Annotated in this window: 25 protein-coding genes and 1 other annotated feature; of the genes, 11 read left to right on the top strand and 14 right to left on the bottom strand. The window is 34.4% G+C overall.

The features are described 5' to 3' along the window. The first annotated feature begins 49 nt into the window (after positions 1-49). Positions 50-1,144, top strand: coding sequence for a tRNA 2-thiouridine(34) synthase MnmA (mnmA, locus tag FHY60_RS09090; protein ID WP_139904675.1), 1,095 nt, complete (start codon positions 50-52; stop codon positions 1,142-1,144). 16 nt (positions 1,145-1,160) lie between these two features. After that, a complete protein-coding gene (locus FHY60_RS09085) occupies positions 1,161-2,855 on the top strand; it encodes a M3 family oligoendopeptidase (protein ID WP_139904674.1) in 1,695 nt (564 codons plus the stop codon). Positions 2,856-2,989: 134 nt separating this feature from the next. On the opposite strand, the gene FHY60_RS09080 is transcribed toward FHY60_RS09085, so the two are convergent. The 5 genes from FHY60_RS09080 to FHY60_RS09060 form a co-directional block, all read right to left on the bottom strand. Continuing rightward, entirely contained in the window at positions 2,990-4,066 is a 1,077-nt protein-coding gene (locus FHY60_RS09080; protein ID WP_163215908.1) for a S1C family serine protease, read from the bottom strand. A 123-nt stretch (positions 4,067-4,189) separates the two neighbouring features. After that, entirely contained in the window at positions 4,190-6,127 is a 1,938-nt protein-coding gene (gene thrS, locus FHY60_RS09075; RefSeq protein WP_139906351.1) for a threonine--tRNA ligase, read from the bottom strand. A 65-nt stretch (positions 6,128-6,192) separates the two neighbouring features. After that, positions 6,193-6,433 (bottom strand) — a binding site (T-box leader). A 70-nt stretch (positions 6,434-6,503) separates the two neighbouring features. Then, positions 6,504-7,841, bottom strand: a complete 1,338-nt coding sequence (locus FHY60_RS09070; protein ID WP_139904672.1) for an aspartate kinase — start codon at positions 7,839-7,841, stop codon at positions 6,504-6,506. 80 nt (positions 7,842-7,921) lie between these two features. Then, positions 7,922-8,632, bottom strand: a complete 711-nt coding sequence (locus tag FHY60_RS09065; protein WP_139904671.1) for an HAD family hydrolase — start codon at positions 8,630-8,632, stop codon at positions 7,922-7,924. Between the two features lie 126 nt (positions 8,633-8,758). Then, complete coding sequence (locus FHY60_RS09060) at positions 8,759-9,310, bottom strand: hypothetical protein (protein ID WP_139904670.1); 552 nt, start codon at positions 9,308-9,310, stop codon at positions 8,759-8,761. A 157-nt stretch (positions 9,311-9,467) separates the two neighbouring features. Here FHY60_RS09060 and FHY60_RS17880 point away from each other — a divergent pair, with 157 nt between their 5' ends. Beyond that, on the top strand, positions 9,468-9,644 hold the full coding sequence (locus tag FHY60_RS17880; protein WP_163215906.1) for a hypothetical protein: 177 nt from the start codon (positions 9,468-9,470) through the stop codon (positions 9,642-9,644). A gap of 172 nt (positions 9,645-9,816) precedes the next feature. Next, positions 9,817-9,972, top strand: a complete 156-nt coding sequence (locus tag FHY60_RS17875) for a hypothetical protein (protein WP_180375381.1) — start codon at positions 9,817-9,819, stop codon at positions 9,970-9,972. 89 nt (positions 9,973-10,061) lie between these two features. On the opposite strand, the gene asd is transcribed toward FHY60_RS17875, so the two are convergent. The 3 genes from asd to FHY60_RS18700 all read right to left on the bottom strand — a co-directional run bounded on the left by asd (position 10,062) and on the right by FHY60_RS18700 (position 12,612). Next, entirely contained in the window at positions 10,062-11,147 is a 1,086-nt protein-coding gene (asd, locus tag FHY60_RS09055; RefSeq protein ID WP_139904669.1) for an aspartate-semialdehyde dehydrogenase, read from the bottom strand. Positions 11,148-11,302: 155 nt separating this feature from the next. Then, a complete protein-coding gene (locus FHY60_RS09050; protein ID WP_139904668.1) occupies positions 11,303-12,259 on the bottom strand; it encodes a glycosyltransferase family 2 protein in 957 nt (318 codons plus the stop codon). Continuing rightward, positions 12,256-12,612 (bottom strand): GtrA family protein, encoded by a 357-nt coding sequence (locus FHY60_RS18700; protein ID WP_423243588.1) that lies wholly within the window; start codon positions 12,610-12,612, stop codon positions 12,256-12,258. The genes FHY60_RS09050 and FHY60_RS18700 overlap by 4 nt, the downstream gene beginning before the upstream one ends. 307 nt (positions 12,613-12,919) lie before the next feature. Between FHY60_RS18700 and FHY60_RS09040 the strand changes: the two genes are divergently transcribed. Continuing rightward, the gene (locus FHY60_RS09040) at positions 12,920-13,171 is read left to right on the top strand and encodes a hypothetical protein (RefSeq protein WP_139904666.1); all 252 of its coding nucleotides are present in this window, start codon (positions 12,920-12,922) and stop codon (positions 13,169-13,171) included. Between the two features lie 97 nt (positions 13,172-13,268). On the opposite strand, the gene FHY60_RS09035 is transcribed toward FHY60_RS09040, so the two are convergent. Next, positions 13,269-13,886: a superoxide dismutase gene (locus tag FHY60_RS09035; protein ID WP_139904665.1), complete on the bottom strand. Its 618-nt coding sequence runs from the start codon at positions 13,884-13,886 to the stop codon at positions 13,269-13,271. A 538-nt stretch (positions 13,887-14,424) separates the two neighbouring features. On the opposite strand from FHY60_RS09035, the gene spoVAD reads away from it, so the two are divergent. The 3 genes from spoVAD to FHY60_RS09020 all read left to right on the top strand — a co-directional run bounded on the left by spoVAD (position 14,425) and on the right by FHY60_RS09020 (position 16,368). Then, positions 14,425-15,426 carry a stage V sporulation protein AD gene (gene spoVAD / locus FHY60_RS09030; protein ID WP_139904664.1) on the top strand — a complete coding sequence of 334 codons (1,002 nt, stop codon included), beginning with the start codon at positions 14,425-14,427 and terminating at the stop codon, positions 15,424-15,426. 13 nt (positions 15,427-15,439) lie between these two features. Further along, entirely contained in the window at positions 15,440-15,793 is a 354-nt protein-coding gene (gene spoVAE / locus FHY60_RS09025; RefSeq protein ID WP_139904663.1) for a stage V sporulation protein AE, read from the top strand. A 131-nt stretch (positions 15,794-15,924) separates the two neighbouring features. Beyond that, the gene (locus FHY60_RS09020) at positions 15,925-16,368 is read left to right on the top strand and encodes a hypothetical protein (protein ID WP_139904662.1); all 444 of its coding nucleotides are present in this window, start codon (positions 15,925-15,927) and stop codon (positions 16,366-16,368) included. A gap of 48 nt (positions 16,369-16,416) precedes the next feature. Here the strand turns inward: FHY60_RS09020 and FHY60_RS09015 are convergent, their stop codons facing one another. The 3 genes from FHY60_RS09015 to pflB all read right to left on the bottom strand — a co-directional run bounded on the left by FHY60_RS09015 (position 16,417) and on the right by pflB (position 19,786). Then, positions 16,417-16,617: an asparagine synthase gene (locus tag FHY60_RS09015; RefSeq protein WP_139904661.1), complete on the bottom strand. Its 201-nt coding sequence runs from the start codon at positions 16,615-16,617 to the stop codon at positions 16,417-16,419. Between the two features lie 80 nt (positions 16,618-16,697). After that, complete coding sequence (gene pflA, locus FHY60_RS09010) at positions 16,698-17,444, bottom strand: pyruvate formate-lyase-activating protein (RefSeq protein WP_139904660.1); 747 nt, start codon at positions 17,442-17,444, stop codon at positions 16,698-16,700. A 116-nt stretch (positions 17,445-17,560) separates the two neighbouring features. After that, positions 17,561-19,786: a formate C-acetyltransferase gene (gene pflB, locus FHY60_RS09005; RefSeq protein WP_139904659.1), complete on the bottom strand. Its 2,226-nt coding sequence runs from the start codon at positions 19,784-19,786 to the stop codon at positions 17,561-17,563. A 286-nt stretch (positions 19,787-20,072) separates the two neighbouring features. Between pflB and FHY60_RS09000 the strand changes: the two genes are divergently transcribed. The 3 genes from FHY60_RS09000 (at position 20,073) to FHY60_RS08990 (ending at position 22,483) form a co-directional block, all read left to right on the top strand. Continuing rightward, positions 20,073-20,933 carry a formate/nitrite transporter family protein gene (locus tag FHY60_RS09000; protein WP_139904658.1) on the top strand — a complete coding sequence of 287 codons (861 nt, stop codon included), beginning with the start codon at positions 20,073-20,075 and terminating at the stop codon, positions 20,931-20,933. A 108-nt stretch (positions 20,934-21,041) separates the two neighbouring features. Beyond that, a complete protein-coding gene (locus tag FHY60_RS08995) occupies positions 21,042-21,974 on the top strand; it encodes a DUF6414 family protein (RefSeq protein ID WP_180375380.1) in 933 nt (310 codons plus the stop codon). Positions 21,975-22,072: 98 nt separating this feature from the next. Beyond that, complete coding sequence (locus tag FHY60_RS08990) at positions 22,073-22,483, top strand: CBS domain-containing protein (protein ID WP_139904656.1); 411 nt, start codon at positions 22,073-22,075, stop codon at positions 22,481-22,483. A 73-nt stretch (positions 22,484-22,556) separates the two neighbouring features. Here the strand turns inward: FHY60_RS08990 and FHY60_RS08985 are convergent, their stop codons facing one another. Both FHY60_RS08985 and FHY60_RS08980 read right to left on the bottom strand, forming a co-directional pair. Further along, positions 22,557-23,522, bottom strand: coding sequence for a polyprenyl synthetase family protein (locus FHY60_RS08985; protein ID WP_139904655.1), 966 nt, complete (start codon positions 23,520-23,522; stop codon positions 22,557-22,559). Between the two features lie 116 nt (positions 23,523-23,638). Next, the gene (locus tag FHY60_RS08980) at positions 23,639-25,540 is read right to left on the bottom strand and encodes an FAD-dependent oxidoreductase (protein WP_139904654.1); all 1,902 of its coding nucleotides are present in this window, start codon (positions 25,538-25,540) and stop codon (positions 23,639-23,641) included. Between the last annotated feature and the right edge of the window lie 64 nt (positions 25,541-25,604).

Genomic DNA, 25,604 nt, shown 5'->3' with positions numbered 1-25,604 from the left:
TGCTATAAAATAATAGCCACAGGAGATTATTAGAAAGGCTGATGATAAAATGGAGAATAACAATAAAAGAATAATAGTAGGTATGTCAGGTGGAGTTGATTCCTCAGTTGCAGCACTACTTTTAAAGGAACAGGGCTACGATGTCATCGGAGTTTTTATGAAGAATTGGGATGAGAAGGATGATGAAGGGCTCTGTACTGTAGTAGAAGATTACGATGATATGAGAAGAGTGTGCGATCAAATTGGCATCAGATATTATTCAGTAAATTTCGTAAAGGAGTATTGGGATAGGGTATTTACCTATTTTTTAGAGGAATATAAGAAAGGAAGAACTCCAAATCCTGATGTAATGTGCAATAAAGAGATAAAGTTTAAGGCCTTCTTAGAGTATTCCATGAAGGTAGGAGCTTCACATATGGCTACAGGACATTATGCAAGAGTAGATTTTCATGATGGTGAATACCGATTGCTTAGGGGTTTGGATAGCAATAAGGATCAAACTTACTTTCTTTGCATGCTTTCTCAAGAAGCACTTTCCAAGACCCTATTCCCAATCGGTCATCTCAATAAAAGTGAAGTTCGAGCTATTGCTGCAAAACACAAGCTAAAAACAGCAGATAAAAAAGATAGCACCGGAGTTTGTTTTATAGGCGAAAGAAACTTTAGAAAGTTCTTAAATAATTATCTTCCTGCTAAATCAGGACTAATGAAAACAGTAGAGGGTGAAATCATTGGTAAACATGAGGGCTTAATGCACTATACCATCGGACAAAGAAAAGGTCTTGGTATTGGTGGAAGAGGTACCGGAGAACCTTGGTTTGTGGTGGATAAGGATGTGAAGAATAACATATTGTATGTGGCCCAGGGAGAAAATAACCCAATAGCCTTTACCGAGGCATTAGAGGCTTCAAGCTTAAATTGGATCAGTAAAAAGAAGCTCCCTGAAACATTCACCTGTACCGCAAAGTTTAGGTACAGACAGCCTGACCAAGGAGTAAAAGTACAGCTCAGAGAAGATAACACCTGTCTTGTTACCTTTGATGTGCCTCAAAGAGGCATTGCACCAGGTCAAGCAGTGGTATTTTATCAAGGAGAAGTATGCCTTGGAGGCGGGATAATAGAAAAAGGTATTAAAAAGCTTTAATAAGAGGTAAGAATTTATGAATTTTAATGAATTTAAATACACCAGAGTCAATATACCAGAGTTTCAACATTCAATGAAAGAAAAGCTATCAGCCTTAAAAAATTCAAAGAACTTTTCTGAATGTAGAAAATATATCTTGGAGATCAACAAATTAAGAGAAGATTTCCTAACAAATTGTGATATCGCAAAGACAAGATACAATATGAATACAGCAGACAGCTTCTATAGTGAAGAAGTAGAATATATAAATAATATTATGCCTCTTTACGAAGAACTGGTATCAGAATACTATAAGTTATTGATATCCAGCCCTTTCATAAAAGAAATTGAAAATGAGTGGGGAAATCAGTTAATACAAATTGCTAACTTAACTATAAAGACTTTCTCTCCAGAGATCATAGAAGATTTAAAGGAAGAAAACAAATTAGCCAATGAATATTCTAAACTAATGGCATCCGCTAAAATTGTATACAATAACGAAGAGTACAGTCTTTCCGGTATTGGAAAATTTACTTCAAGCCAAGACAGAGCTACTAGAAAAAGTGCCAGTGAAGCAAAATTTCGTTTCTTCATAGACAACGCTGAGAAGCTTGACGAACTCTATGACTCTCTGGTTAAAGTTAGAACTAACATTGCTCATAAATTAGGCTATAAAAATTATGTAGAACTAGGCTATGCCAGAATGCTCAGAAGTTCCTATAATGCAGATGATGTAAAAAAATTTAGGGACCAGATTACACAGTATATTGTTCCTCTTTCTATAAAACTGCGGGAAAGACAAAAAAACAGGCTTCAGTTGGAGTCACTGAAATATTATGATGAGGCCATAGTATTTTCTCAGGGAAATCCAAAGCCGATGGGCAATCAAGCTTTCATCGAGGATACTGCATTAGATGTATTTAAAGACCTGTCAGCTGAGACCGGAGAATTTTTCGCTATGATGAAAGACTCTAATTTAATGGATCTGGAAGGTAGAAAGAATAAAAGAGTTGGCGGTTACTGTACTTATTTTTATAAATATAAGGCCCCCTTTATATTTACTAACTTCAATGGAAATGCCGGGGATGTTAAAGTATTAGCTCATGAGTCAGGCCATGCTTTCCAAGCATACTTAAGCCGTGAAAGTGAAGTCTTAGAATATATTTCTCCCACATTGGAGGCCTGTGAGATTCATTCAATGAGTATGGAATACTTTATATGGCCATGGGTGGAAAAGTTCTTTGGAGAGGGCGGAAATAGATACAAGTTTGAGCACTTAAGCGGAAACATAAATAACCTATGTTATATGGCCTGTGTAGATGAGTTCCAGCATATGATCTACGAAAACCCCAATATGTCACCTGCAGAAAGAAAGAGCTTATGGCGCAGCTTAGAAATGAAATATTTACCTCATAGAGATTATGAGGATAATTGTTTTCTGGAAGAAGGAGGCTATTGGCAGCAGCAAAGACATATTTATATATATCCATTTTACTATATCGATTATGCGCTTGCTCAGATATGTGCCCTACAATTTTGGAAATCAGCAAATGACAACAGAGACAGTGCCTGGAGTAAGTATATCAAACTCTGTAAGTCTGGCGGAAGCCAATCCTTTGCTGACTTAGTAAAACTTGTAGACCTAAAGTCTCCTTTTGAAGATGACTGTATCAAAACAATTATCAGTGATATTACATGTTGGTTTGACAGTGTATCTGAAGACCATCTGTAGAGCTATAAAAATAGCCATTCCTATTATGGGATGGCTATGACTGTCCTCATTATAATAATTCCTATATGGCAACAATAATATATAACACTTCCATGCACTAACTTACTACTGCTTATTAAATATTAATCTAAGACTTATTGGGTTAAAGTCATGGTCCTTACCTGTCTATAACCATTTCTATAAAACACCACTTGAATTTTGTCTCCCTTTTTATGTTTTGCCTTTATGGCTTCAATTTCTTTTACATCTGTAACCTTTTGTCCGTCAAATTCTACTATTACATCACCGCATCTTAAGCCTGCCACACAGCTGCAGCCATCTTTTTCTACGCCGTTAACAAAAACTCCGGTTGGTATTGCTTCATACCTTCTCATTTCTTCCGTTACCTTCATAGCCATCATGCCCAGGTAGGGGAGAGGGGTAGAAAGGGCAGTAAGTCGTCCTTTCACTATATTGATGGGGATAGAAAAACCTATGCCCTCTATACCAGAAGCACCTATTTTTGCTGTATTAATACCAATTACCTCGCCCTGTGTATTTATAAGTGGACCACCGCTGTTTCCGGGATTTATAGCTGCATCCGTCTGAATAAAGGAGAGCTTTCTGTTGTCTATCATAATACCTCTGTTCACTGCACTTACAATACCGGAGGTTACAGTACCTATAAATTCCTTACCTAAAGGATTACCAATTGCAATTACCGTTTCACCCACACTCAGGGCATCAGAATCACCAAGCGGTGCTACCGCCGTAATCTCCACATTATCAGTTATTTTAATTACTGCCAAGTCTTGGCTTTCATCGTAATTAACTATTCCTGCATTAGCTTCAGTGTTATTACTGAATATGACCTTTACTGTATCCGCTCCGGAAATAACATGATAATTAGTCAGTACATAACCTTCTTCATTGATAATAAAGCCTGATCCTATGCCTTCTTCAATTTTCAAACCATCCTGCATACCATCACCAACAATACTCCTAGTGGCTACACCTACCACTGCCGGGCTTATCTTTTCTACTATATCAGGTATTAGTTGGTTATTTTGATGAACCGTATCTGAGTAGCTTAAATAATTAGTCTTAACAGGATTTATTTCAGTGTTGTTTATTTCATTTGTTGAACTCTCACAACCTGTTACAAAACTAGTATTTAAGATAAATAGAATAACAATTATTTTATGTACTAAATTATGCCTACGTATCTTCATAACTATCATCTCCCTATACTTATACTTCACTATTATTGTTTTCTAACTTATAATGAAATATAATGTTAAATTAATGAAAGCAGAAAAAAGCTAGCCTGAAATATCAGACTAGCTTTCTACTATTTATTTTTCTTTAGTTTCTATTTCTTTTACTATTCTTTCAACAAAAGCATCTAGTGCCACAGGACCTTCATCGCCATTCTTTCTGCTTCTTACAGCTATTTCGTTGTTTTGTTCTTCTTTTTCTCCTACAACTAGAAGATAGGGAACTCTTTCCATCCTAGCTTCTCTGATCTTATAGCCTATCTTCTCAGCTCTGTAGTCTGCTTCTACTCTCACGCCACGGCTTTGAAGGAGCTTTTTAACTTTATCAGTATAGTCATGATACTTTTCTGATATTGGCAGTATCTTTACCTGTACTGGTGCTAACCAAGTAGGGAAGGCACCAGCATATTTTTCTATAAGCATAGCAAGAGTTCTCTCATAACAGCCTATAGAAGTTCTGTGAATGATGATAGGTCTCTTTTTCTCTCCATCCTTATCCACATAAGTCATATTAAATCTGTCTGCCAATGCAAAGTCTATTTGAACTGTAATTATTGTATCTTCTTTTCCGTGAACATTCTTAAATTGAATATCAAGTTTTGGACCGTAGAAGGCAGCTTCGCCAACAGCTTCCTTATAGTCTATGCCAAGATTATCTAATATCTTCTTCATCTTTATCTGTGTAGCTTCCCAAGCCTCTGGATTATCTATATACTTTTCTTTGTTTTCTGGATCCCACTTAGAGAACCTATAGCTGATGTCATTTTCAATACCTAGAGTAGTCATCATAAAGTTAATTAGATCAACAACTCCTTTAAATTCCTCTTCAAGCTGATCTGGAGTAACAATTAAATGACCTTCAGAGATGGTAAACTGTCTTACTCTTATAAGTCCATGCATTTCTCCGGAAGATTCATTTCTGAAAAGGGTGGAAGTTTCAGCATATCTTAATGGCAGATCTCTGTAGCTCTTTTGTGAACTATTATATATCATAAACTGGAAAGGACAAGTCATAGGTCTTAGGGCTAATACATCCTCGTCTCTAGCCTCATCGCCTAATATAAACATACCGTCTCTGTAATGATCCCAGTGTCCGGAAATCTTATAAAGGTCGCTCTTTGCCATAAAAGGAGTCTTTGTTAAGAGATAGCCTCTCTTTTCTTCCTCATCTTCAACAAATCTCTGTAGAAGTTGAATAACCTTTGCTCCCTTAGGCATTAACAGGGGAAGACCTTGACCAATTACATCTACAGTAGTGAATAGCTCAAGTTCTCTACCAAGCTTGTTATGGTCTCTCTTCTTTGCTTCTTCTATTTTTTCTATATGTGCATCCAAGTCTGATTTCTTAGTAAAGGCAGTTCCGTAGATTCTTGTAAGCATTTTATTTTTTTCGTTACCTCTCCAGTAGGCTCCTGCAACTAAAGTGAGCTTAAAGGCCTTTACAGTCTTAGTATTCATAAGATGAGGACCGGCACATAGATCTACAAATTCACCTTGCTTGTAGAAGGAGAGAACTGCATCCTCAGGAAGATCATTGATTAACTCTACCTTATAATCTTCCTTTGCTTCTCTCATAAGGGCAAGAGCTTCTTCTCTAGGTAATTCAAATCTCTCTATTGGAAGTTCTTCTTTCACAATCTTTTTCATTTCTTCTTCTAACTTAGCAATTTCTTCAGCAGAGAAGGAGCCTTCTTTATCAAAATCATAATAGAAACCATCATCTATAGCTGGACCTATAGCCAACTTAGTTTCAGGGAAGAGTCTTTTAACTGCTTGGGCTAGGATATGAGCAGTAGTATGTCTGAAAGCCTTCTTACCGCCTTCATCTTCGAAAGTTAATATACTCAGCTCGCAATCCTTATCAACTACATATCTTAAATCAACTGCCTCGCCATTTACTAAGCCTGCACAAGCTACTCTTGCAAGACCTTCGCTTATATCTTTTGCAATTTCATATACAGATTTAGCTTCGCTGTATTCTTTTACGCTGCCATCCTTTAAAACTATTTTCATAATATCATTCCTTTCTTCTTTATTGTTGAATTTTAACAATTAAAAAAACTCCCGTCACTTTTCAAAAGAAAAGGGACGAGAGTATAATTCCCGCGGTTCCACCCAAATTGTTTAAAAGCAATGTATTGCTATACATATATTTGAAGCACTACAGTTTTAAACCACTTAAAAATTATAACGGAATTACCGGACTTTATTAGAGTCACTCAGAGGTGGTCTTCAGTAATAACACATTAAAGAATACTTTCAGCTGGTGTATTCTATCTCTGTTAATGTCTTAAAACTTACTCTTCTCATCATAGTGTTGATTATTTTTTTGTTTAACTACATTATAGCATATAATTTTTCACTGTAAAGAGCATTTTTTCGTCTGGTGGTTTTAATTTACAAAAGCAGAATAGATAGCTCTTATAGCCTTTTCAAAATCGTCAGTTTCTATTCCAACTATTATGTTAATTTCTGAAGAACCTTGATTTATCATACGGATATTTATCTGTTCCTTTGCAAGAGAAGTAAATATTGTAGCGGCTATACCTTTAGATCTGGACATTCCTCTTCCCACAGTAGCAATTAATGCCATATTGGGATAAACCTCAATGGCATCCGGTTTGCACTGTCTCTTGATTTCTTCAATTACATCATCTAATTTACTAGCAATAGATTTATCTTCCACTACTAGAGATACACTGTCAATACCCGATGGCATACACTCAAAATGTATTTCATTTTGCTCCAAAATAGCAAGTAATTTTCTGCAAAAGCCGCGCTCTATATTCATTAAATGTTTTTCTATAGCAATAACTGTAAAATCCTTTTTACCAGCGATTCCAGTTATTGTAGAAGGTTTCTCACTGCAGTTAGTATCATCAAAAATTAAGGTTCCCTTATCTTCAGGCTTATTTGTATTTTTTATATTAATCGGTATTCCAGCTTCTCTTACAGGAAATACAGATTCTTCGTGCAATACAGTAGCTCCCATATAGGACAATTCTCTAAGCTCACGGTATGTAATAGTATCTATTGGCTTAGGGTTGCTTACAATCCTAGGATCTGCCATCATAAAGCCAGATACGTCTGTCCAGTTTTCATATAGGGTAGAGGAGGTACAACGTGCAATGATTGCACCGGTAACATCAGATCCACCTCTAGAAAAAGTTTTTATACTTCCATCTGGCATAGCCCCATAAAATCCAGGAATAACGGCCCGTTCCTTACACAATAATTTTTCTTTTACTGCAGCCTGAGTTTTTACTGTGTCAAAGACGCCATGCTTGTTAAAGAAGATGATTTCAGAAGCATCAACAAACTCATAACCCAAGAGCTTTGCAAGAATAATACCATTTACATATTCTCCTCTGCTGGCAGTATAGTCTGCGGAAGCACCTGAACCTATATCTTTTTTAATCACATTCAATATAGAATCAATATCTAATTCCTTTAACTCCTTATGCTTTAAAATTAAGCATGCTACGATTTCTTTATATCTGGCAGCAATAATGTCAAATACATCGTTAAAAGGTATACCTTGTTGAACGTGAGCATGGCAAAGATAAAGTAAATCAGTTATCTTATAATCGGATGAGAACCTTTTTCCCGGGGCGGAAGGTACTACATACCTACGATTAGGATCCGACTCAATAATATTTTTTACTTTTTCAAATTGACCAGCTTCTGCTAGTGAACTTCCCCCAAATTTAGCAGTAATAATTGATTCCATAATAATAACCCCCATATCATCAAGATATATTTATAATATCAATTTTCGCATAATTATGCAATGTTGTGTAAATATTTACATCACTTGATATTAGGTAATTCTTTAACAAAATTTAAAAAATCGTCATAATCTCCCATAAAATCACTCTGTATTTCCTCATCACATCTGTGTAGCAGGTTATTAGTGATGAGATAAGTCTTGATTCCTAGCTTTGAGGCTATGAGATCCTCTTGGACATCATTTCCAACCATCAGACATTCTTCCGGTTTTTTATCAATTTGTTCCAGAACTTCTCTGTAATAATATACTTGAGGCTTACAGTAATGGTTCTGTTCAAAAGAGGATACATATATAAATTCCTCAGGCTCAAAGCCTGCCCACCTGATTCGATGATATATGGCCTTTCTTGGGAACAGGGGATTTGTAGCTATAACCATATCATATCCCTTGCTTTTTAATATTCTTACACTTTCCCTTATAGCAGGTACATCCTTAACGGATTCCTTAACCTTCTGAAAATTTGTATCATAGAAGGAATTAAATCTTTCTAGAAAACTCTCAATATTTTCTCCTACATTTTTTGTAAAATCCTCAAAGAATACTTCTTCATTTGTTTTCAATTCTGTATTCTTCACCATGGCAGCAGTAGACTTCCAAACATATTCAGTCAATTTTTCAGGTGGTAGTATATCCTTAAAAAATGAACACAGTTCACTAAAGTATATTTTCTCAAATAGCTTCATATCCATTGGCAGCAGCGTACCATCCAGATCAAACAGTATTGTATTCATCAAAAACCTCCAAATTCATAATAAGCATGTTCTAACTCAATATTTTAACATAATGATTTTATAACATCTAGTAAAATTAGGCCGGTAGATTATTTCACAATATAAGAAAATTGAGAAGCAGTAAAATTAAATAAAATATTTATAAAATTGACCATTCCTCAAAGTAAATCCATTTCTACAATAAAATTTTGCTCTGGCCAATGCATTTGTGTCGTCGGTTAAATCCGCACTTATACCGTAAATATAGGCAATGCTGCTACCAGGAGTTAAATTTATTATTATGGAATTTATGCTTGGAATAAGGTAATCTTCAAGAAAGCGTAAGCCTAGCGTGCCTCTGCCATGTCTTTTTTCTCTCCCAGAATTAATTTTAACAATTTCAATAGGCCAACCTGTGCAATTGAACTTGATGGAAAGTTCCATTTCAAAATAATCATTGCTTGAAGCATAATTACCAAAGAAGCCGTATACAAACATCCTCTTAATGTCCTTTTGCTGTTGCTGCTTTAGGTTACAAACAAATAAGATAGGTACGGATTCTTTATCAAAATATAAATGACACAGGACCTTGTCTTCCGATGATGTGGTACCTAATAATAGGTAACGTCCTAAGTCAGCTATAATATTACTGGGAAAGGTATCAAGGGTTTCCAGCAATTCTTTTGCAGAATAAAGCATTATACCACCTCTTGAGATTGATTCCAATACTACCATTTTATTCTATGTAAATGTTTTTATCAATTGGTTTCCATGAATTATTGGCATATTTTTTCATCTATGAGTTAATTTAATGGTAGATAGTAATTTAAACTCAAAAAAGGAGTGAGCTATAGCCATGCGTTCAGCAATAGTTAAAACTGCTTTTTTATGCGTGCTTTCAGCCTACAGTGTCTTTTACAAATATCCTGTAGTTATACAAACTCCTTTACTGAAAGAGGAGAAACTGATTGCAAAACACTTACCATTGGATGCAGAAAAGTTATTATATAATGGAAGAGAGTACCAATTGTAACAAATAGATGGAATTGGATCTAAAGAAATCTTTGTTCCTTATAAGGTTAAAAATATTGAAAACGCAGTCTTTTTATTAGTCATACAATAGGATGACGATGACAGTAGAAGTTTTAAACTAAAAGGGGATGGGGAGAGTATAGATAGGTTAGAATTTATAGATATCAACAGAGATGGCAAAAAAGAAATATTACTGGGAACTAAAATGGGAAAAGATTAAAGCGGGCCGGAAGAAAGATGCCTTAGACTCCATCGCAAGAGGGATCGCCTTAAATAAGGATCGTCCAACTAACCAGGAGTTTGAATCTTTAAAAAGAAGGTGTAAATAAATTTCCTGATGAGAAATTTAATACAAATGTAACTCAAATCACTTTTGAAAAATAAGACAGCCAGATTAAATCTGACTGTCTACACTTATCTATATATTCTTAGTCAAATATCCTTCTGCATAGAGTAATTCTGCAGTTAGTACTGCTCCGCCGGCAGCTCCCCTAAGGGTATTATGAGATAAGCAAACAAATTTATAATCATAAACCGTATCTTCTCTCAATCTACCTATAGAAACAGCCATTCCGTTTTCTAAGTCTCTATCAAGTTTTGTCTGAGGTCTGTTATCTTCTTCAAAATAATTTAAAAATTGCTTAGGAGCACTAGGAAGATTTAGTTCTTGTGGACGTCCACTGTATTCCTCCCACAGCTTAAGAATCTGTTCCTTTGTTGGCTTACTTTGGAATTTAACGAAGACTGCTGCCATATGACCATCAGAAACCGGTACCCTTATGCACTGAGTTGTTATTTTAGGCATAGTATTCAAGGCAATCTTATCATCTTCGATATGTCCCCATACTTTTAATGGTTCCTGCTCACTCTTTTCTTCTTCACCACTTATGAAGGGTATTACATTATCCACCATTTCCGGCCAATCCCCAAAGGTTTTACCTGCACCGGATATAGCTTGATAAGTGCATACAACAACTTCCTTTGGTCCGAATTCCTTAAGAGCATTCAAAGCAGGTACATAGCTTTGAATGGAACAATTAGGTTTTACAGCTATAAATCCTTTCTTTGTACCAAGGCGACGCTTTTGTGCTTCAATAATTCTCAAATGATCATTATTAATTTCCGGTATTATCATTGGAACGTCAGGTGTCATTCTATGAGCTGAATTATTAGAAACAACAGGAATTTCCGCTTTTGCATAGGTTTCCTCAAGTTTTTTTATTTCATCTTTTGCCATATCTACAGCGCAGAAAACAAAATCCACTTCTTTTTTTATCTCATCGATATCATATACATTCTTAACAATTATTTTTTTTACTGATTCCGGCATAGGGACATTTAACTTCCACCTATTGCTTACAGCATCCTCATAAGTTCGATTTGCAGATTTTGGACTTGCTGCAATTACAGTAATCTCAAAGTAGGGATGGTTATCAAGCAAAGTTATAAACCTTTGTCCAACAAAACCTGTACCGCCAAGAATTCCCACTTTCAACTTTTCCATAATTAATGCACCTCACTTAATCTATATTAATATAATTACTCACTTGAAAATTGTGTTAAAAACATTATACTACATCTGAAGAATAATACAAGCATCCTATGAAGAAAAATGTATATTTATGCAAAAAATCACTTATGAATTAATTTATTCTTATCTTATATAATATGCTCTGTACTTTCATCAAAATTTAACTTTTCTTTTACTATGTACAGGGGTCTACCTTTGGTTTCATCATAAATTCTTGCTATATATTCACCAACAATCCCTAAGGAAAGTAATTGAACCCCGCTGAAGAAAGCTATAGCGACCATTATTGAAGCCCAGCCACGTTCTATGTCTGTCTGTAATAACTTGCTTATGATGGTGTAAACAAAAAGTATAAAGGATAATAATACTGAAATTAATCCTAAAGTAGTTATAAGTTTTAACGGCTTAGTAGAAAATCCAATGATGCCATCTTTTGCAAACTTAATCATCTTTTTAAGCGGGTACTTAGTTTTACCGGCAAACCGTTCTTCTCTAATATATTCAATGGCAATTTGGTTAAAACCTACCCAGGATATCATCCCTCTGATGAACCTGTTTTTTTCAGGCATAGCTAGAAATACATTTGCAACCTTTCTATCAATTAAACGAAAGTCGCCGGTATTTTGGGGTATCTTTACATCCGACATTGCGTCAAGAAATTTATAAAAGTATTTAGCTGTAACTAATTTAAACCAGGTTTCGCCTTTGCGTTTCATACGTTTTGCATAGACCACTTCATAGCCATTCTCCCATAATTTAACCATATCACCTATTAGTTCAGGAGGGTCCTGTAGGTCTGCATCTATAATTACAACCGCATCACCTTTTGAAGCTTCTATACCGGCAGTAACCGCTGCTTGATGGCCAAAGTTTCTTGAGAAATTTATAACCTTGGCTCGAATATCATTTTTAGCTATCTCCCTTAGAATTTCATATGTTTTGTCCTTACTACCGTCATTTACAAATAACAGTTCATACTCAAATTCTTTTGCTTTCATAACATTCGTAAGTCTTTTATAGCATTCCTCTGCAACCTCTTCTTCATAATACATGGGAACTACTATGGATAACAAAAAATTCTTCACTTAATATTCCTCCCTTTAAATGTCCAAACTTTGTTCAATGTAAAATTGAACAGCATTGTAATTGGAATTACAATGATTTGAACAAGATATTTTTCATAATGCAACTTGTCCACGAAAATAAATAACAATATATTACTAATGGATAGGGTAATTATATTCACAATAATAAATTTATAGAATAAATCTCTAGCACTATCTTTGGATTGAAATACCCAACTTTTATTAAAAAAATAACTATTTAAGGTTCCAAGTATATATCCAGCGGTATTGGCAATAAAATAGTGAATTCCAATATAAATAAGAATACTATAGGAACTTACCGTTATTAGGGTATTTAAAACCCCAACAAACATAAACTTTATCAGCTGCTTAAACATTTTTACTGTCCTTTCAATTACTATTATATGGATAGAAAAATTATTAACAGTCCTTAACAAATGAATTATATATCATAATGTAAAATTTAAGCAATAGCAAATTTAATATTTATCTTGATATCTTCCATTCATATTTAACTTTTCTTAGAATAAAAAAGCTAGATATTAAAAGCTAAACCCAATAGATAATAAACAAAGCTTTCTAAAATAATTATGATACACTTAGTACATAATATATACAGATGAGGATTAATATTTTATAAAAACAATAGGAGATGATAGAATGCCAAAAGAATACGTTGCAGTGCTAGCAGAGGATGAGGATTCATGTGCAGTTAAAAAGGTAAGCCAAAATTCTTTTTATCAAATAAAAGACATGTTAGGTGATGGGGAAGATGCGGTTACGATTGTTGAGAGTATTGTAGAATTAAGTACTACTGAAAATAACATCTTGAAGAACGGATTGACCAAGGAAGAAGCTATCGAATATGCAGAAGATGTAAGTGATGACTATGTAGTGTTAGAAGTCTATTAAAAAAGTACGCAATGCTTTATTCAATGAGTAATTATTAATGAGTAGTGAGTAATTAAGGAAAAAAATCCAGCCTTTGGCTGGATTTCTTAAATTATAATTATTTAGTAAGGGCTTCGTTATATAGTCTGCTAACTTCCTTCCAGGAAACTATGTTCCACCATGCAGATATATATTCAGGTCTTCTATTTTGATATTTTAAGTAATATGCATGTTCCCAAACATCTAACCCAAGAATAGGGGTTAGATTATCCATAATTGGGTTGTCCTGATTAGCTGTGGAAGTAACCTTTAAATTTCCATTATCATCAACAACTAGCCAAGCCCATCCGCTTCCAAATCTAGTAGTTGCAGCTTTTGTAAACTCCTCTTTAAAAGCTTCAAAACTTCCAAAAGTTTTTACTATGTCATCGTTAAGCTTTCCTTCAGGTGCACCTTCTCCATTAGGTGTCATAATAGACCAAAATAAAGAATGGTTGTAGTTACCTCCGCCATTATTTCTCACGGCAGTTTTAATTTCTTCAGGAAGGTCTCTCAAGCCCCTTAATAAATCCTCCAGACTCTTTTCAGCTAGCTCTGGATACTTCTCTAATGCTGCATTTAGATTATTTATATAGGTAGCATGATGCTTTGTGTGATGTATAGTCATTGTATTTTCATCAATAAATGGTTCTAAATCCTTGTATTCATATTTCAATACTGGTAGTTCGTATTTCATTTAAATCACCTCAATAAATTAATTTTATATTGTTATAATATTACATTTCTAATTAAAAATCAATACCATTTGATAATTATTATCTTTTAAATTTTCTTAACTTTTTAGTATTTTGTAAATCTTTCTTTCTATTTCATATATTATTAAAATGCTGTTTGGTTGATAGTCTATTATATTTAGATTATAAGGGGTTTTAGTAATTATGAAAATTGCCATTAAACAGATTCTCATTGTCTTTATATTCATATTAACGGGTATATACGGAAGGAGAAAGATCATCATAAATAACGAAGTAAACAAGGACTGATTATTTTTTCCTTTGGATTACTTATTCATCTAATAAGCCTTTATATATCCAAATTAGCATTTAGTAAACTGGACCAAACAAAGAAAAATGTTTTGATATTTTGTGCTAAAAAATAAAAAAAGACATAAGTGTAACACAATTGAGAAATACTATTATAGAAGAAACTTATTATCGTTCACTAATATAAATTATAAAAAGTTTTAATCATAATAAAAATTAGGGGGGATAGAAATGCTACAAGGAAGGCAAACTTGGATGTTTGAAAATGAACCAAAGATAATTTCTTCCGGAGTCGTAGGTGGACCCTTTGAAGCCGCAGGTAATCTTGCCGAAGATTTTGACCTCTTTTTCGATGATATATGGCTTGAGCAAAAAAGCTTTGAACAAGCAGAGCAGAGGCTCCTGAAGGAAGCTTGTGAAATAGCTATAAAAAAGGCTGGACTAAAAAATACGGATATAAATTTTTTCATAAGCGGTGACTTGCTTAATCAAATAATTAGTTCATCCTTTACTGCCAGAAGTCTAGCAATACCTTTTATGGGCATATTCGGAGCATGTTCTAGTTCAATGGAATCCCTTGCCATAGGTTCTGCTTTAGCAAACAGCAATTTAGCTGATTACATAATTTGCGGAGCTTCCAGCCACAATGCTGCTGCTGAAAAACAATTCAGATATCCTACAGAATACGGAGGTCAAAAACCTCCTACTGCGCAATGGACCGTAACTGGTGCTGGGGTAGGCATTGTAAGCAATAGGGGAAAGGGCCCAAAAGTAACGGCTGCAACAATAGGGAAGGTAATTGATATGGGTCTAAGTGATCCATTTAATATGGGTGGGGCAATGGCTCCGGCAGCGGTTGATACAATAGAAACTCATTTTAATGAAACGCAAAGGCCCCTTGATTATTATGACCTTATTGCCACAGGTGATTTAGGTGAGGTCGGTTACACTATAGCGAGGGATCTATTTAAAAAACATAATTTTAATCTTCCATTAGATAAATATGTAGACTGTGGCTTACTGATATATAAGCCAGAACAACAAGTATTTTCTGGTGGAAGTGGTTGTGGATGTTCTGCTACTGTTACCTTTGGTCATTTTTTAAATAGAATGAAGAAAGGGGAGCTTAAAAAGATATTGGTAGTTGCAACGGGTGCCTTATTGTCGCCTTTATCTTATCAGCAAAAGGAAACAATCCCCTGCATAGCTAATGCAGTGGCAATTGAAATGTAGAAGAGGTGATAAAATGATAAAACTTTTTTGGGCTTTTTTAATAGGTGGAGGAATTTGCGTTTTAGGTCAAATTTTAATGGATGTATTTAGGTTAACGCCTGCTCACACAACTTGTACATTAGTTGTCTTGGGTGCAGTGTTGGGTGGATTAGGCTTATACGATCCACTTATCAAATTAGCCGGAGCTGGCGCAACAGTACCAATCAGTAGTTTTGGTAATTCACTTTTAAAAGGCGCAATGACAGAGGCTGAGAAAAATGGCATTATTGGAGTATTAACCGGAATTTTTGAGATTACAAGCTCTGGCATATCTGCTGCAATAATTTTTGCCTTTATAGCCTCTCTAATCTTTAAGCCAAAAGGTTAAAAAATTGAATGCTTAAATTTAGACAATCGATTTTTGAGGAATTTAATAATAATTTAGATTATGATATTATTTGGAATTATATGCTCTCAATGTTATAATATTACATGTTAATTTATTCACTGGGGGGCAATATGTTTAGATTAAAAATTATACTAAAACCTAAAAATAAGGCTTTTATAAAGGCTAATTACCGTGCAAGACTCAACAATCTCTGTCATGAATTAATAAGGTTTAACAGAAAAAGGTATGTCAATTTTATTGAAGAAAAAAATAAAAGAGATAAGCTGTTTTACTCTCCGCTGTTTTGTAAGAACTATGAGGTACTTAATGGAAAAATACTGTTTAAGGATGACATAATACTATATATTACAAGTCCATCCTACAGTACGGTGCTGGATTTAATACAGGGATTCTATTGTAAAAATACCATTAAACTTGAAAAGGCAGATTTAGAAGTGATTTCTATGGAGTTGAGCTCTGTAGGTAACACAACCAAAAAGGCTTATAAAAGAAAAAGTACTGCCTTGCCTACTTATAGTGCAATGAGCAGTGCTGAATTTGCATTGATGAGATAGAAAAAACTGTTATATTTATATAACAGTTTTTTCATTATTAATAAGTAATTATCTGGAATGTTCAATTAAATCTATGGTACCCAGCACAACATGGGCTAAGCCAAAACCAACAACACCAGCTGCGGCCATTTTGAGCATATCATTTTTTTTGCTGTGCTTCATCTTCATAGCCTTATAATCAGCAATAGCGCCAGCAGTAGTTACAATAGTTCCCAAGGCAGCTGGAATTAATCCTTCTTTTACTTTCATATTCTATGCCTCCTTTTTAATAGATTTCATTTATATTCTCCCTCAAATAAAAAAAAAGATTCCAATGAAGGAATCTTTTTTTACTCTGTTATCTTTAATTTCCCTTTATATTTATCATCTAAAAAGCTTAACAATAACTGTTCAATCTCTTTGACAGCAGTTTTAGACATAGGTTCCACATTGCTTAATCTATATTTGATTCCCATGGTTTCATACTTGTTAACTCCTAGGGTATGGTAGGGAAGTAGTTCGATTTTTTCGACATACTTTATACTATTTATTATGTCTGCAAGCTTCTTAATATGTTCATAGCCATCTGTTACTCCCGGAACTACAACATGTCTAATCCAAAGAGGAATCTGCATTCTTTGTGCCACTTTCAAAAATTTATATGCCCCTTTGTCATCCTGCCCGGTAAGTTCTTTATATCCCTCAGAGGTTACATGTTTTATGTCAAATAATATTAAATCCGTATATTTGAGAATTTCCTCATATTTACCTATCCCATATCCGGCAGTATCAATAACCGTATGAATTCCATTTTCTTTACACAATTTAAGCATTTCAATTAGAAAATCAGGCTGCATTAATGGATCTCCACCGGAAAATGTAACACCGCCTCCGGATCTGGTAAAATAGGGCTTATATCTTAATATTTTCTTCATTAACTCTTCTGAATCAGTCTCTTTTCCTCCAAAGGTTGCCCATGTATCCGGATTATGACAATATGCACAGCGTAGCTTGCAACCTTGAAAAAAAACTACAGTCCTTATTCCCGGACCGTCTACCAATCCCATGCTTTCAATGGAGTGAATCTTACCTATCATTGGGTACACCTCCTTTATCTAATGTTTGTTTATATAATTATACAATGAACCTTAAGAAATTAAAAGATAGGAAGCACACCAAAGGCAAGCTTCCTATGAAAAATTTGTCTATTAAATTACATGGTTTCGTGGAAGGTTCTGCTGATAACTTCAAGCTGTTGTTCTCTGGAAAGTCTATTAAAGTTTACAGCATAGCCTGATACTCTGATAGTTAATGTTGGATATTTTTCTGGATGTTCCATGGCATCCATCAGTGTCTCTCTCTGAAGAACATTAACATTAAGGTGGTGAGCACCTTGACCAAAGTATCCATCCAAAGTTGAAACTAAGTTATCTATTCTTTCCTCTTCGGTCTTTCCTAGTGCTTCAGGTAATATTGAGAAGGTATTAGAAACTCCATCTTCACAATATGGTGCATATGGAACCTTAGCTACGGAGTTAAGTGATGCAAGAGCACCTTCTAAGTCTCTTCCGTGCATTGGATTAGCTCCGGGTGCAAAGGCAACTCCGGCAGCTCTTCCATCAGGAGTAGCTCCAGTCTTCTTACCATAAACTACATTAGAAGTTATAGTCAATACAGATAGTGTATGCTTAGCATTTCTATATGTCGGATGCTTTTTAAGCTCGGTTGAGAATTTCTTTACAATTTCTACAGCTATATCGTCAACTCTATCATCATCATTACCGTACTTAGGGAAATCTCCTTCAATTTCAAAGTCAACAGTTATTCCGTTTTCTCTTATTGGTTTAACTTTAGCATATTTGATTGCACTTAAAGAGTCTGCTGCAACAGATAAGCCAGCAACACCAAAGGCCATAAGTCTGCCCACTTCAGTATCATGCAGTGCCATCATTCCTGCCTCATAAGCATATTTGTCATGCATGTAATGAATAACGTTCATGGTATTAACATAAAGTGCGGCAACTTTTTCAAGAACCTTGAAGAAATTAGCCTTTACTTTTTCGTAGTCAAGAATTTCGTCCTCTATCTTATCAATTCCTGTCAATACTAACTTGCCTTTCTTTTCATCAACTCCGCCATTTATTGAGTACAGCAGAGCCTTACCAAGATTACATCTTGCACCAAAGAACTGCATTTGCTTTCCTACCTGCATTGCTGATACACAGCAGGCGATAGCATAGTCATCTCCATATATAGGTCTCATTATGTCATCATTTTCATATTGAATAGAATCTGTCAATATAGACATTTCAGCACAGAACTTCTTAAAGTTTACTGGAAGCTTTTCTGACCATAAAACTGTCATATTTGGTTCCGGAGCAGGTCCTAAATTTACTAGTGTATGAAGAAATCTAAATGAGCTTTTTGTTACCAATGGTTTTCCGTTAATAGAAACACCACCGATGGATTCAGTAACCCAAGTTGGATCACCAGCGAATAGTTCGTTATATTCAGGTGTTCTTAAATGTCTAACCATTCTTAATTTAATTACGAACTGATCAATGATCTCTTGTGCTTCTGCTTCAGTGATAAGACCATTCTTCAAATCTCTTTCAATATAGATATCAATGAAGGTGCTCGTTCTACCTAAGGACATTGCAGCACCATTATTTTCTTTAACTGCAGCCAAATATCCAAAGTAAAGGAATTGAACAGCTTCTTTTGCATTTGCTGCGGGCTGAGATATATCAAAGCCATATTTAGCCGCCATGGATTTCATAGCCTGTAATGATCTTATTTGCTCACTTACTTCTTCTCTTTTTCTTATAAGCTCATCAAGAAAATCACCTTTTAATTCTTTTAAATCCTTCTTCTTTTGCTCTATAAGAAAATCAATACCGTAAAGTGCAATTCTTCTATAGTCACCTATGATTCTACCTCTTCCATAAGCATCAGGAAGTCCTGTTAACAGTCCGACACTTCTAGCTGCTCTGGTTTCCTCACTATATGCATCGAATACCCCTTGATTGTGTGTCTTTCTATATTTGGGGAAATATTCAGCTATATCCTTATCTATTTCGTATCCATAGGCTTCAAGAGACTGTTCTACCATTCTCCAGCCACCAAAAGGGTTTACGATTCTCTTTAATGGTGCATCTGTTTGGAATCCCAAAATTACTTCATTTTCTTTATCTAAGTAGCCAGCTTCGTAATTATCAATTCCTGATACTCTGTCTGTAGCAACATCAATTATACCTTTTTTGATTTCTTCTACGATTAAGGCAGAAGCTTTGTCCCAAACTTTCTTGGTTTTTTCAGTAGGAGAAACTAAAAAGCTCTTATCTCCTTCATATAGGGTATAGTTCTTCTGAATAAAATTTCTTACGTCAATTGATTCAGTCCAATTACCAAGATTAAATCCTTCCCATTGTTTAAACATGTAGTTACCTCCGCAATTTATTTTATTTGTTTAATTGATTTTATTATTTTAACTTTGGTTATAAAATTATTATTGATACAGTTTAATTATATAATAAATACAGAGGTTTGTTAATACTTTAACATAAAGTTTAAATATTCAAACAATTTTGGTTTATCTACATATCATTGACATTCAAGTTTATATGTGATATTTTTTTATGTGTGTAACACAGTAATAATTTATCAATATAACAGATAAAACATTTTAACTAATGTATCTACTATTTAAAAAAGGGGATAGGACTATGGAAAAAAGAATGCTGAAACCTGCAGAAATCTGTGATGAAATAATAGATGTATACGAGCATAAGGCTAATTATCCAATTCTAAAATCTATGATATTAGGTATATTGGCAGGAGCCTTTATTGCTTTGGGCGGTTTTGCTGCTGCGGTTTCCTCCCACAGTATAGACAATTACGGTCTATCAAAACTAGTTTCAGGTGCGGTATTTCCAGTTGGTTTGATAATGGTATTAATAGCTGGAGCTGATCTTTTTACAGGAAACATCTTACTGACAGTTCCATTCACCGAAGGTAAAATAAAGTTAAAGATGCTTTTGAAAAATTGGACAATCATCTATCTCTCCAATTTTATTGGCGCCTTATTAGTAGCACTGTTATTGTATAATGCAGGGGCATTGGATGGTAACTCTTACAAAATAGGAGGGTACGCTTTAAAGGTTGCAATTACTAAAGCCAGTATAAGCCCGATGAAGGCACTGTTTAGTGGAATACTTTGTAACTTCCTAGTTTGCTTAGCAGTTTGGTTATCTTTAGCAGCAAAAGATATAATCGGGAAAGTTTTTGCAATTTGGTTTCCAATAATGGCCTTTATCGTTGGAGGATTTGAACACTCAGTAGCCAATATGTATTATTTCTCCATAGGATTTTTAGCAAAAAATAATGTAGACTACGCAAATAGCTTGCATATAACCCAAGAAAAGTTAGATCACATAAATTTGCAGGATGTTATCTTTAATAATATGATTCCCGTTACCATAGGCAATATAATTGGTGGGGGAATACTAATAGGAATAGGCTTTTGGATAGCTTTTAAATATACTGCAAAACCGAAGAGCATCAATGTAGAGCGAAGTTCAATGTAACTTCGCTCTTTTGCTCTATTTGGATTTGATATAATAAAATAGGAGAAACTATTATAAAAGTAGAAATCAAAACATAATTATTATAATGAGCAAATTTATATAATAAATATGGAGTTGGAAATTATGCCCTTTAACAAAGCCATTATTCCTCTTTATCTGAATACAGATATGCTTAATAATTTATTTACAATAGTTATTCAAGAGTTTGTAGAAACAAAAAGTATCGGCACAAAGGATGTGTTAAATGTTCACTTAAAAACACCATTAAGTGAATTATCCTATGATCTTTTCGGGAAATATATGCAGGGAGAAATTGACATTCAAATACAAAATGAGTTTGTTAAGCAAAGAACAGAGGAAAGAATCTCTGCAACTATTGTCATTCTGAAAAAACTAAAAGACCTTCTAGCTTCTCAAGGCTTATTAAAAATCTTGATTGATACAAATAAAAATTCTAATATCGAAGTTAATGATTATGTTGAATTTTCTTGTAAACTTAACAGAAACCCATATATCGAAAACTTAATGAATACTATCAACTTATTAGAGATACAGGGAACAATAGATGCGCCACCTAATGAAATTTCTGCAGATGGGGTTAATGAGTATGGCGGCCAACTAAATTCGTTGAAAAGGAAAGAACTATTGGATTATTTAAAGACTAGTCTATCAGATCATAAAAGGGAGAGATGTATTAGATATATAGCAAATAATGTGAATGGGAGCATGAGCGCAGTAGTTCCAGTTAAGATGGGTAGTCTTTTAGATCATGAAGACTATATGCTTAGCGGCAATGTAACTATTTTTGGAAAGGTCATTAAAATCATAGAAGAAGGGGAAACAACAAACACAGAGGGATTCGATAATGAAAAATATGAATATCTTATTACTAATGATGCATTTTTCGATAATATTGATTACGATAGATTACATAACGTGAACTGTCCCTTTTTAAGAAGAAAACCTCAAACCAGGAAAATAAACAACGTAGCTGCATCGATGCCTAAATTCGAAATACTTCCAATTGCTATATATATATAAAATAGTTATAGTTTTTACAAAATAAATTTTATTAGTGTAACATTTATGATAAAATATAATTAGCATAATATGAATACTTATTTAAGAAAGGAAAACTTATGAATATTGCATTTTTTCTAACTCCTAAAAGTGACGTTATTTGCGAAAATCTAAATTCAACTATGCGACAAGCTATGGAGAGAATGGAATATCATAGTTACACTGCTGTACCATTGATTGATGATAGTGGAAGGTATGTTGGTACTCTTACTGAAGGTGACCTGTTATGGATGCTTAAGAATACTCCAGACCTAACATTTAAAAACTGCAGCAAGATTAAGATAGGGGATATACCCAGGAGAATGTTAAACAAACCGGTAACCATTAATTCTGATATTGAGAGTTTAATAAACTTAGCTGTAAATCAAAATTTTGTTCCGGTAGTAGATGACGAGGGGGTTTTTATCGGAATAATAAAAAGAAGTGATATAATTAATTATTGCTATAAAAAATTCATCAGTAAAGAGTGAGTACTGATAGACATTTTTATTGTAAAGAAATGCTATAGGGCAAAATTAAAACAAGCACTAAGTGTGCTTGTTTTTAATTTTCTCTATTTAATAGCTTATTAGTTAAACTTATAAGTACGATTTTGCTATCGCAGTCAGGAAGGGTGTTTATAAGCTTAAAAGCTTTTTCTGTATAGGTATGTGCTAATTTTCTGGTTCTTTCGAAACATCCATTCTCTGATAATATTGAAATTATTTCTTTTATATTATCATCATCAAAGTTACCTTTTGAAAGAAGTTCCATTAACCTCTCATCTTTAGTTTGAAAACCATAGATTACCGGCAAGGTATAAAGGCCTTGCTTAAGGTCACTGCAGACAGGCTTGCCAACAGTTTTTTCATCTCCAAAAAAATCTAGTAAATCATCGATAATTTGAAAAGCCATCCCGATATTGTGACCTATGTTAGTTAGTTTTCTAGTAAGCTTTTTATCACATTTTCCTTCTATAGCTCCGGTATAGAAACTCAAAGAAAACAGTTCAGCGGTTTTATAAGATATTCTTCTTAAGTACTTCTTAACTGTAACGTCACTTTTAAACCTAGACTCAAATTGGTCAATTTCACCTATACATATCCTAGCCATAGCCATGGCATCCATTTCAGTATTCTTTACCGATTCAATCTTAGAAAGCAGGTTAAAACATAAACAAAAGAGATAATCACCAACATATACTGCAAAATTCTTTCCGTATTTGTGCTGAATGGTTTCATTACCTCGCCTCAAGGTCGCTTCATCTATAACATCATCGTGGACTAATGTAGCCATATGGATCATTTCCAACACAGCAGCAAGAGTGTGAATGTCCTTACTTCTAACTTCACCAAAGCCATGTGAAATCAGTACAAAAGCAGGGCGCAAGAACTTACCACCACTAGATAATAATTCAGATAAAGCAGCTTGCATTGTTTTATTTCTAGACTTCAAATTCTTACTTATTACATTATTTACAGTGATTAACTCATTGCTTAATTGAGCATAATCATTCCAAAAATTGTTCATTGAATCACCCTTTATATTAGCCTTACCCAAATACTAGAAATTATTCTGTATAATATTATTAATGGCACTGATTTATCAAAGAATAAACCAGTGCCCAATATTTTATTAGTTAAGCTTTATTCCTTTATATATAGAGGCTTTTGTTTACCTACCCAGTAATTGCTTAGGAGTTTCTGTAACCATGGCATTACAAAATAGTCTAAACCTAAAGCTCTACCTGCACCGGCCATAAGCGCAGTGGCTCCGAAGAAGTACCATAGTATATCCCACTCAGCCATACCTGATAAGATAAAGTTTACTACTAAGAATGCTGAAGCTGCACTAGCAAGCCATGTAAATAGACCAGCAATTAATAATAAACCGATACCCATTTCAGCAACACAAACCATTCTTTGGAACCAAACTGCAACTTCTGGTGATGGTATAAGAACCTTCATTATAGCTTTAAAGAAACCTGGCATGTTCATAATTGGTTCTCCCCATGCACTAGCAGCTCCTTCAGCTGCTTGTGAAGCACTTGCTGCTGTATCTGCGGCAGCGGATGCACCACTAGTTGCATCTCCAGCAGCCTTTAGCCAATCGAAAGGCATCTTTACATTACCAGCTTTAAACCAACTGTCATCTCCCATACCAGCAGTAAACTTCCTAAGTCCTTTAGCATTTTCCCAAGTTTGCTCACCAACAAACTTTTTGAAACCTTCTAAGAACCATAGAATACCCATATAAACTCTTAGGAATACTAGCCATATTGAATGAGATTTAGCAGCTAAGTGCCCGCCAACGAAAGATCTTCTATCCTTCATATCAAAGAACTCATGAGTTAAGTACTTAATTACTAAATAGAAACCACCAACCCCAAAGAGGTAATAGAGGTTAACCATATGTTTCATTAACATTGCAAAGAAACCGGACAGCTTAATACCGTTTAAATTAGCAACAGCGTAATGGCTGCCAACAGAAACCATGAATCCATGATAATTGGATTTAAAGGCCTTTTTTTCTTTATTTTCAATAGAAGCAATTATATTGTGGGCTGCTGTTGCTGCAGTCTGTTCCGCGGCTTCTACTATTTGTGGAAGAGTCTTTGATTCTCCCTCTTCTAAGAATGCACAGTCTCCAACAACATATACATTTTCTTTATCTAAGGATTGCATAAATTCATTAGCATTTAGTCTGCCTCTATTGTTTATGGACAATCCTAGGTTAGAGTTAAAGGAATTACCTTGAACTCCGCAAGTCCAAATTAATGTATTTGATGGTATCTTTTTACCATTTTTTAATACTATTGTATCTTCTGTAACTTCTACAATAGGTGCATTAACGAGTATTTCGACACCCTTTTTATTTAAATATCTCTCAGTCTTAATAGCATTTTTCTCATCTAGGATATTAAGTATTCTGCCCATGGCCTCTATAACCATCAGCTTAACTTCTTTTTCATCAACATTGTATTCCTTGGCTAACTTCTTTTTCCATTCAACAAGTTCACCAACCATTTCTATACCGGTAAATCCAGCACCAGCTACAGCAAAGGTCAGCATAGCCTGTCTCTTTTTATCGTTTCTTTCCTTTGATGCTTTACTAAACATATCCTTGATATGAGCCTTAATTTCTAGAGCATCCTTCAAGGACCATAATGTGAATGCATTCTCTTTTACACCTGGAACACCAAAGAAGGCAGGCTCACTACCAGTACCTATGATTAAGTAATCATAAGAGTATTCAGCGTAATCAGTGATTAGCTTTTGACCATCGATATCAATTTTTGTTACTTCTTCAGTCACTATATTAACCTTTGACTTATGAAATACCTTTCTAAGATCGACTTTTACTGATTCTGGCTCAACCCTTCCTCCAGCAACTTCATGTAATTCAGTCATAAGTGTGTGATAAGGTAACTTATCTATTAATGTGATTTTAATGCTATCGTTTTTCTTATACTTTTTGCTGAGAACTTTAGCAGCATGAACACCTGCATATCCAGCACCAAGAATAACGATATTTAATGTTTTATTCATTGTTTCACCTCTCTAATAGCATACTTCATTTATATTCTATAATCTAATTTAAAATTTGTCCATA

Source organism: Clostridium thermarum, assembly GCF_006351925.1.
In the GTDB taxonomy this organism is placed as follows: domain Bacteria; phylum Bacillota; class Clostridia; order Clostridiales; family Clostridiaceae; genus Clostridium_AU; species Clostridium_AU thermarum.
Note: the sequence above shows the minus strand (reverse complement) of the source record. Positions and strands in the feature narration are given on the sequence as shown.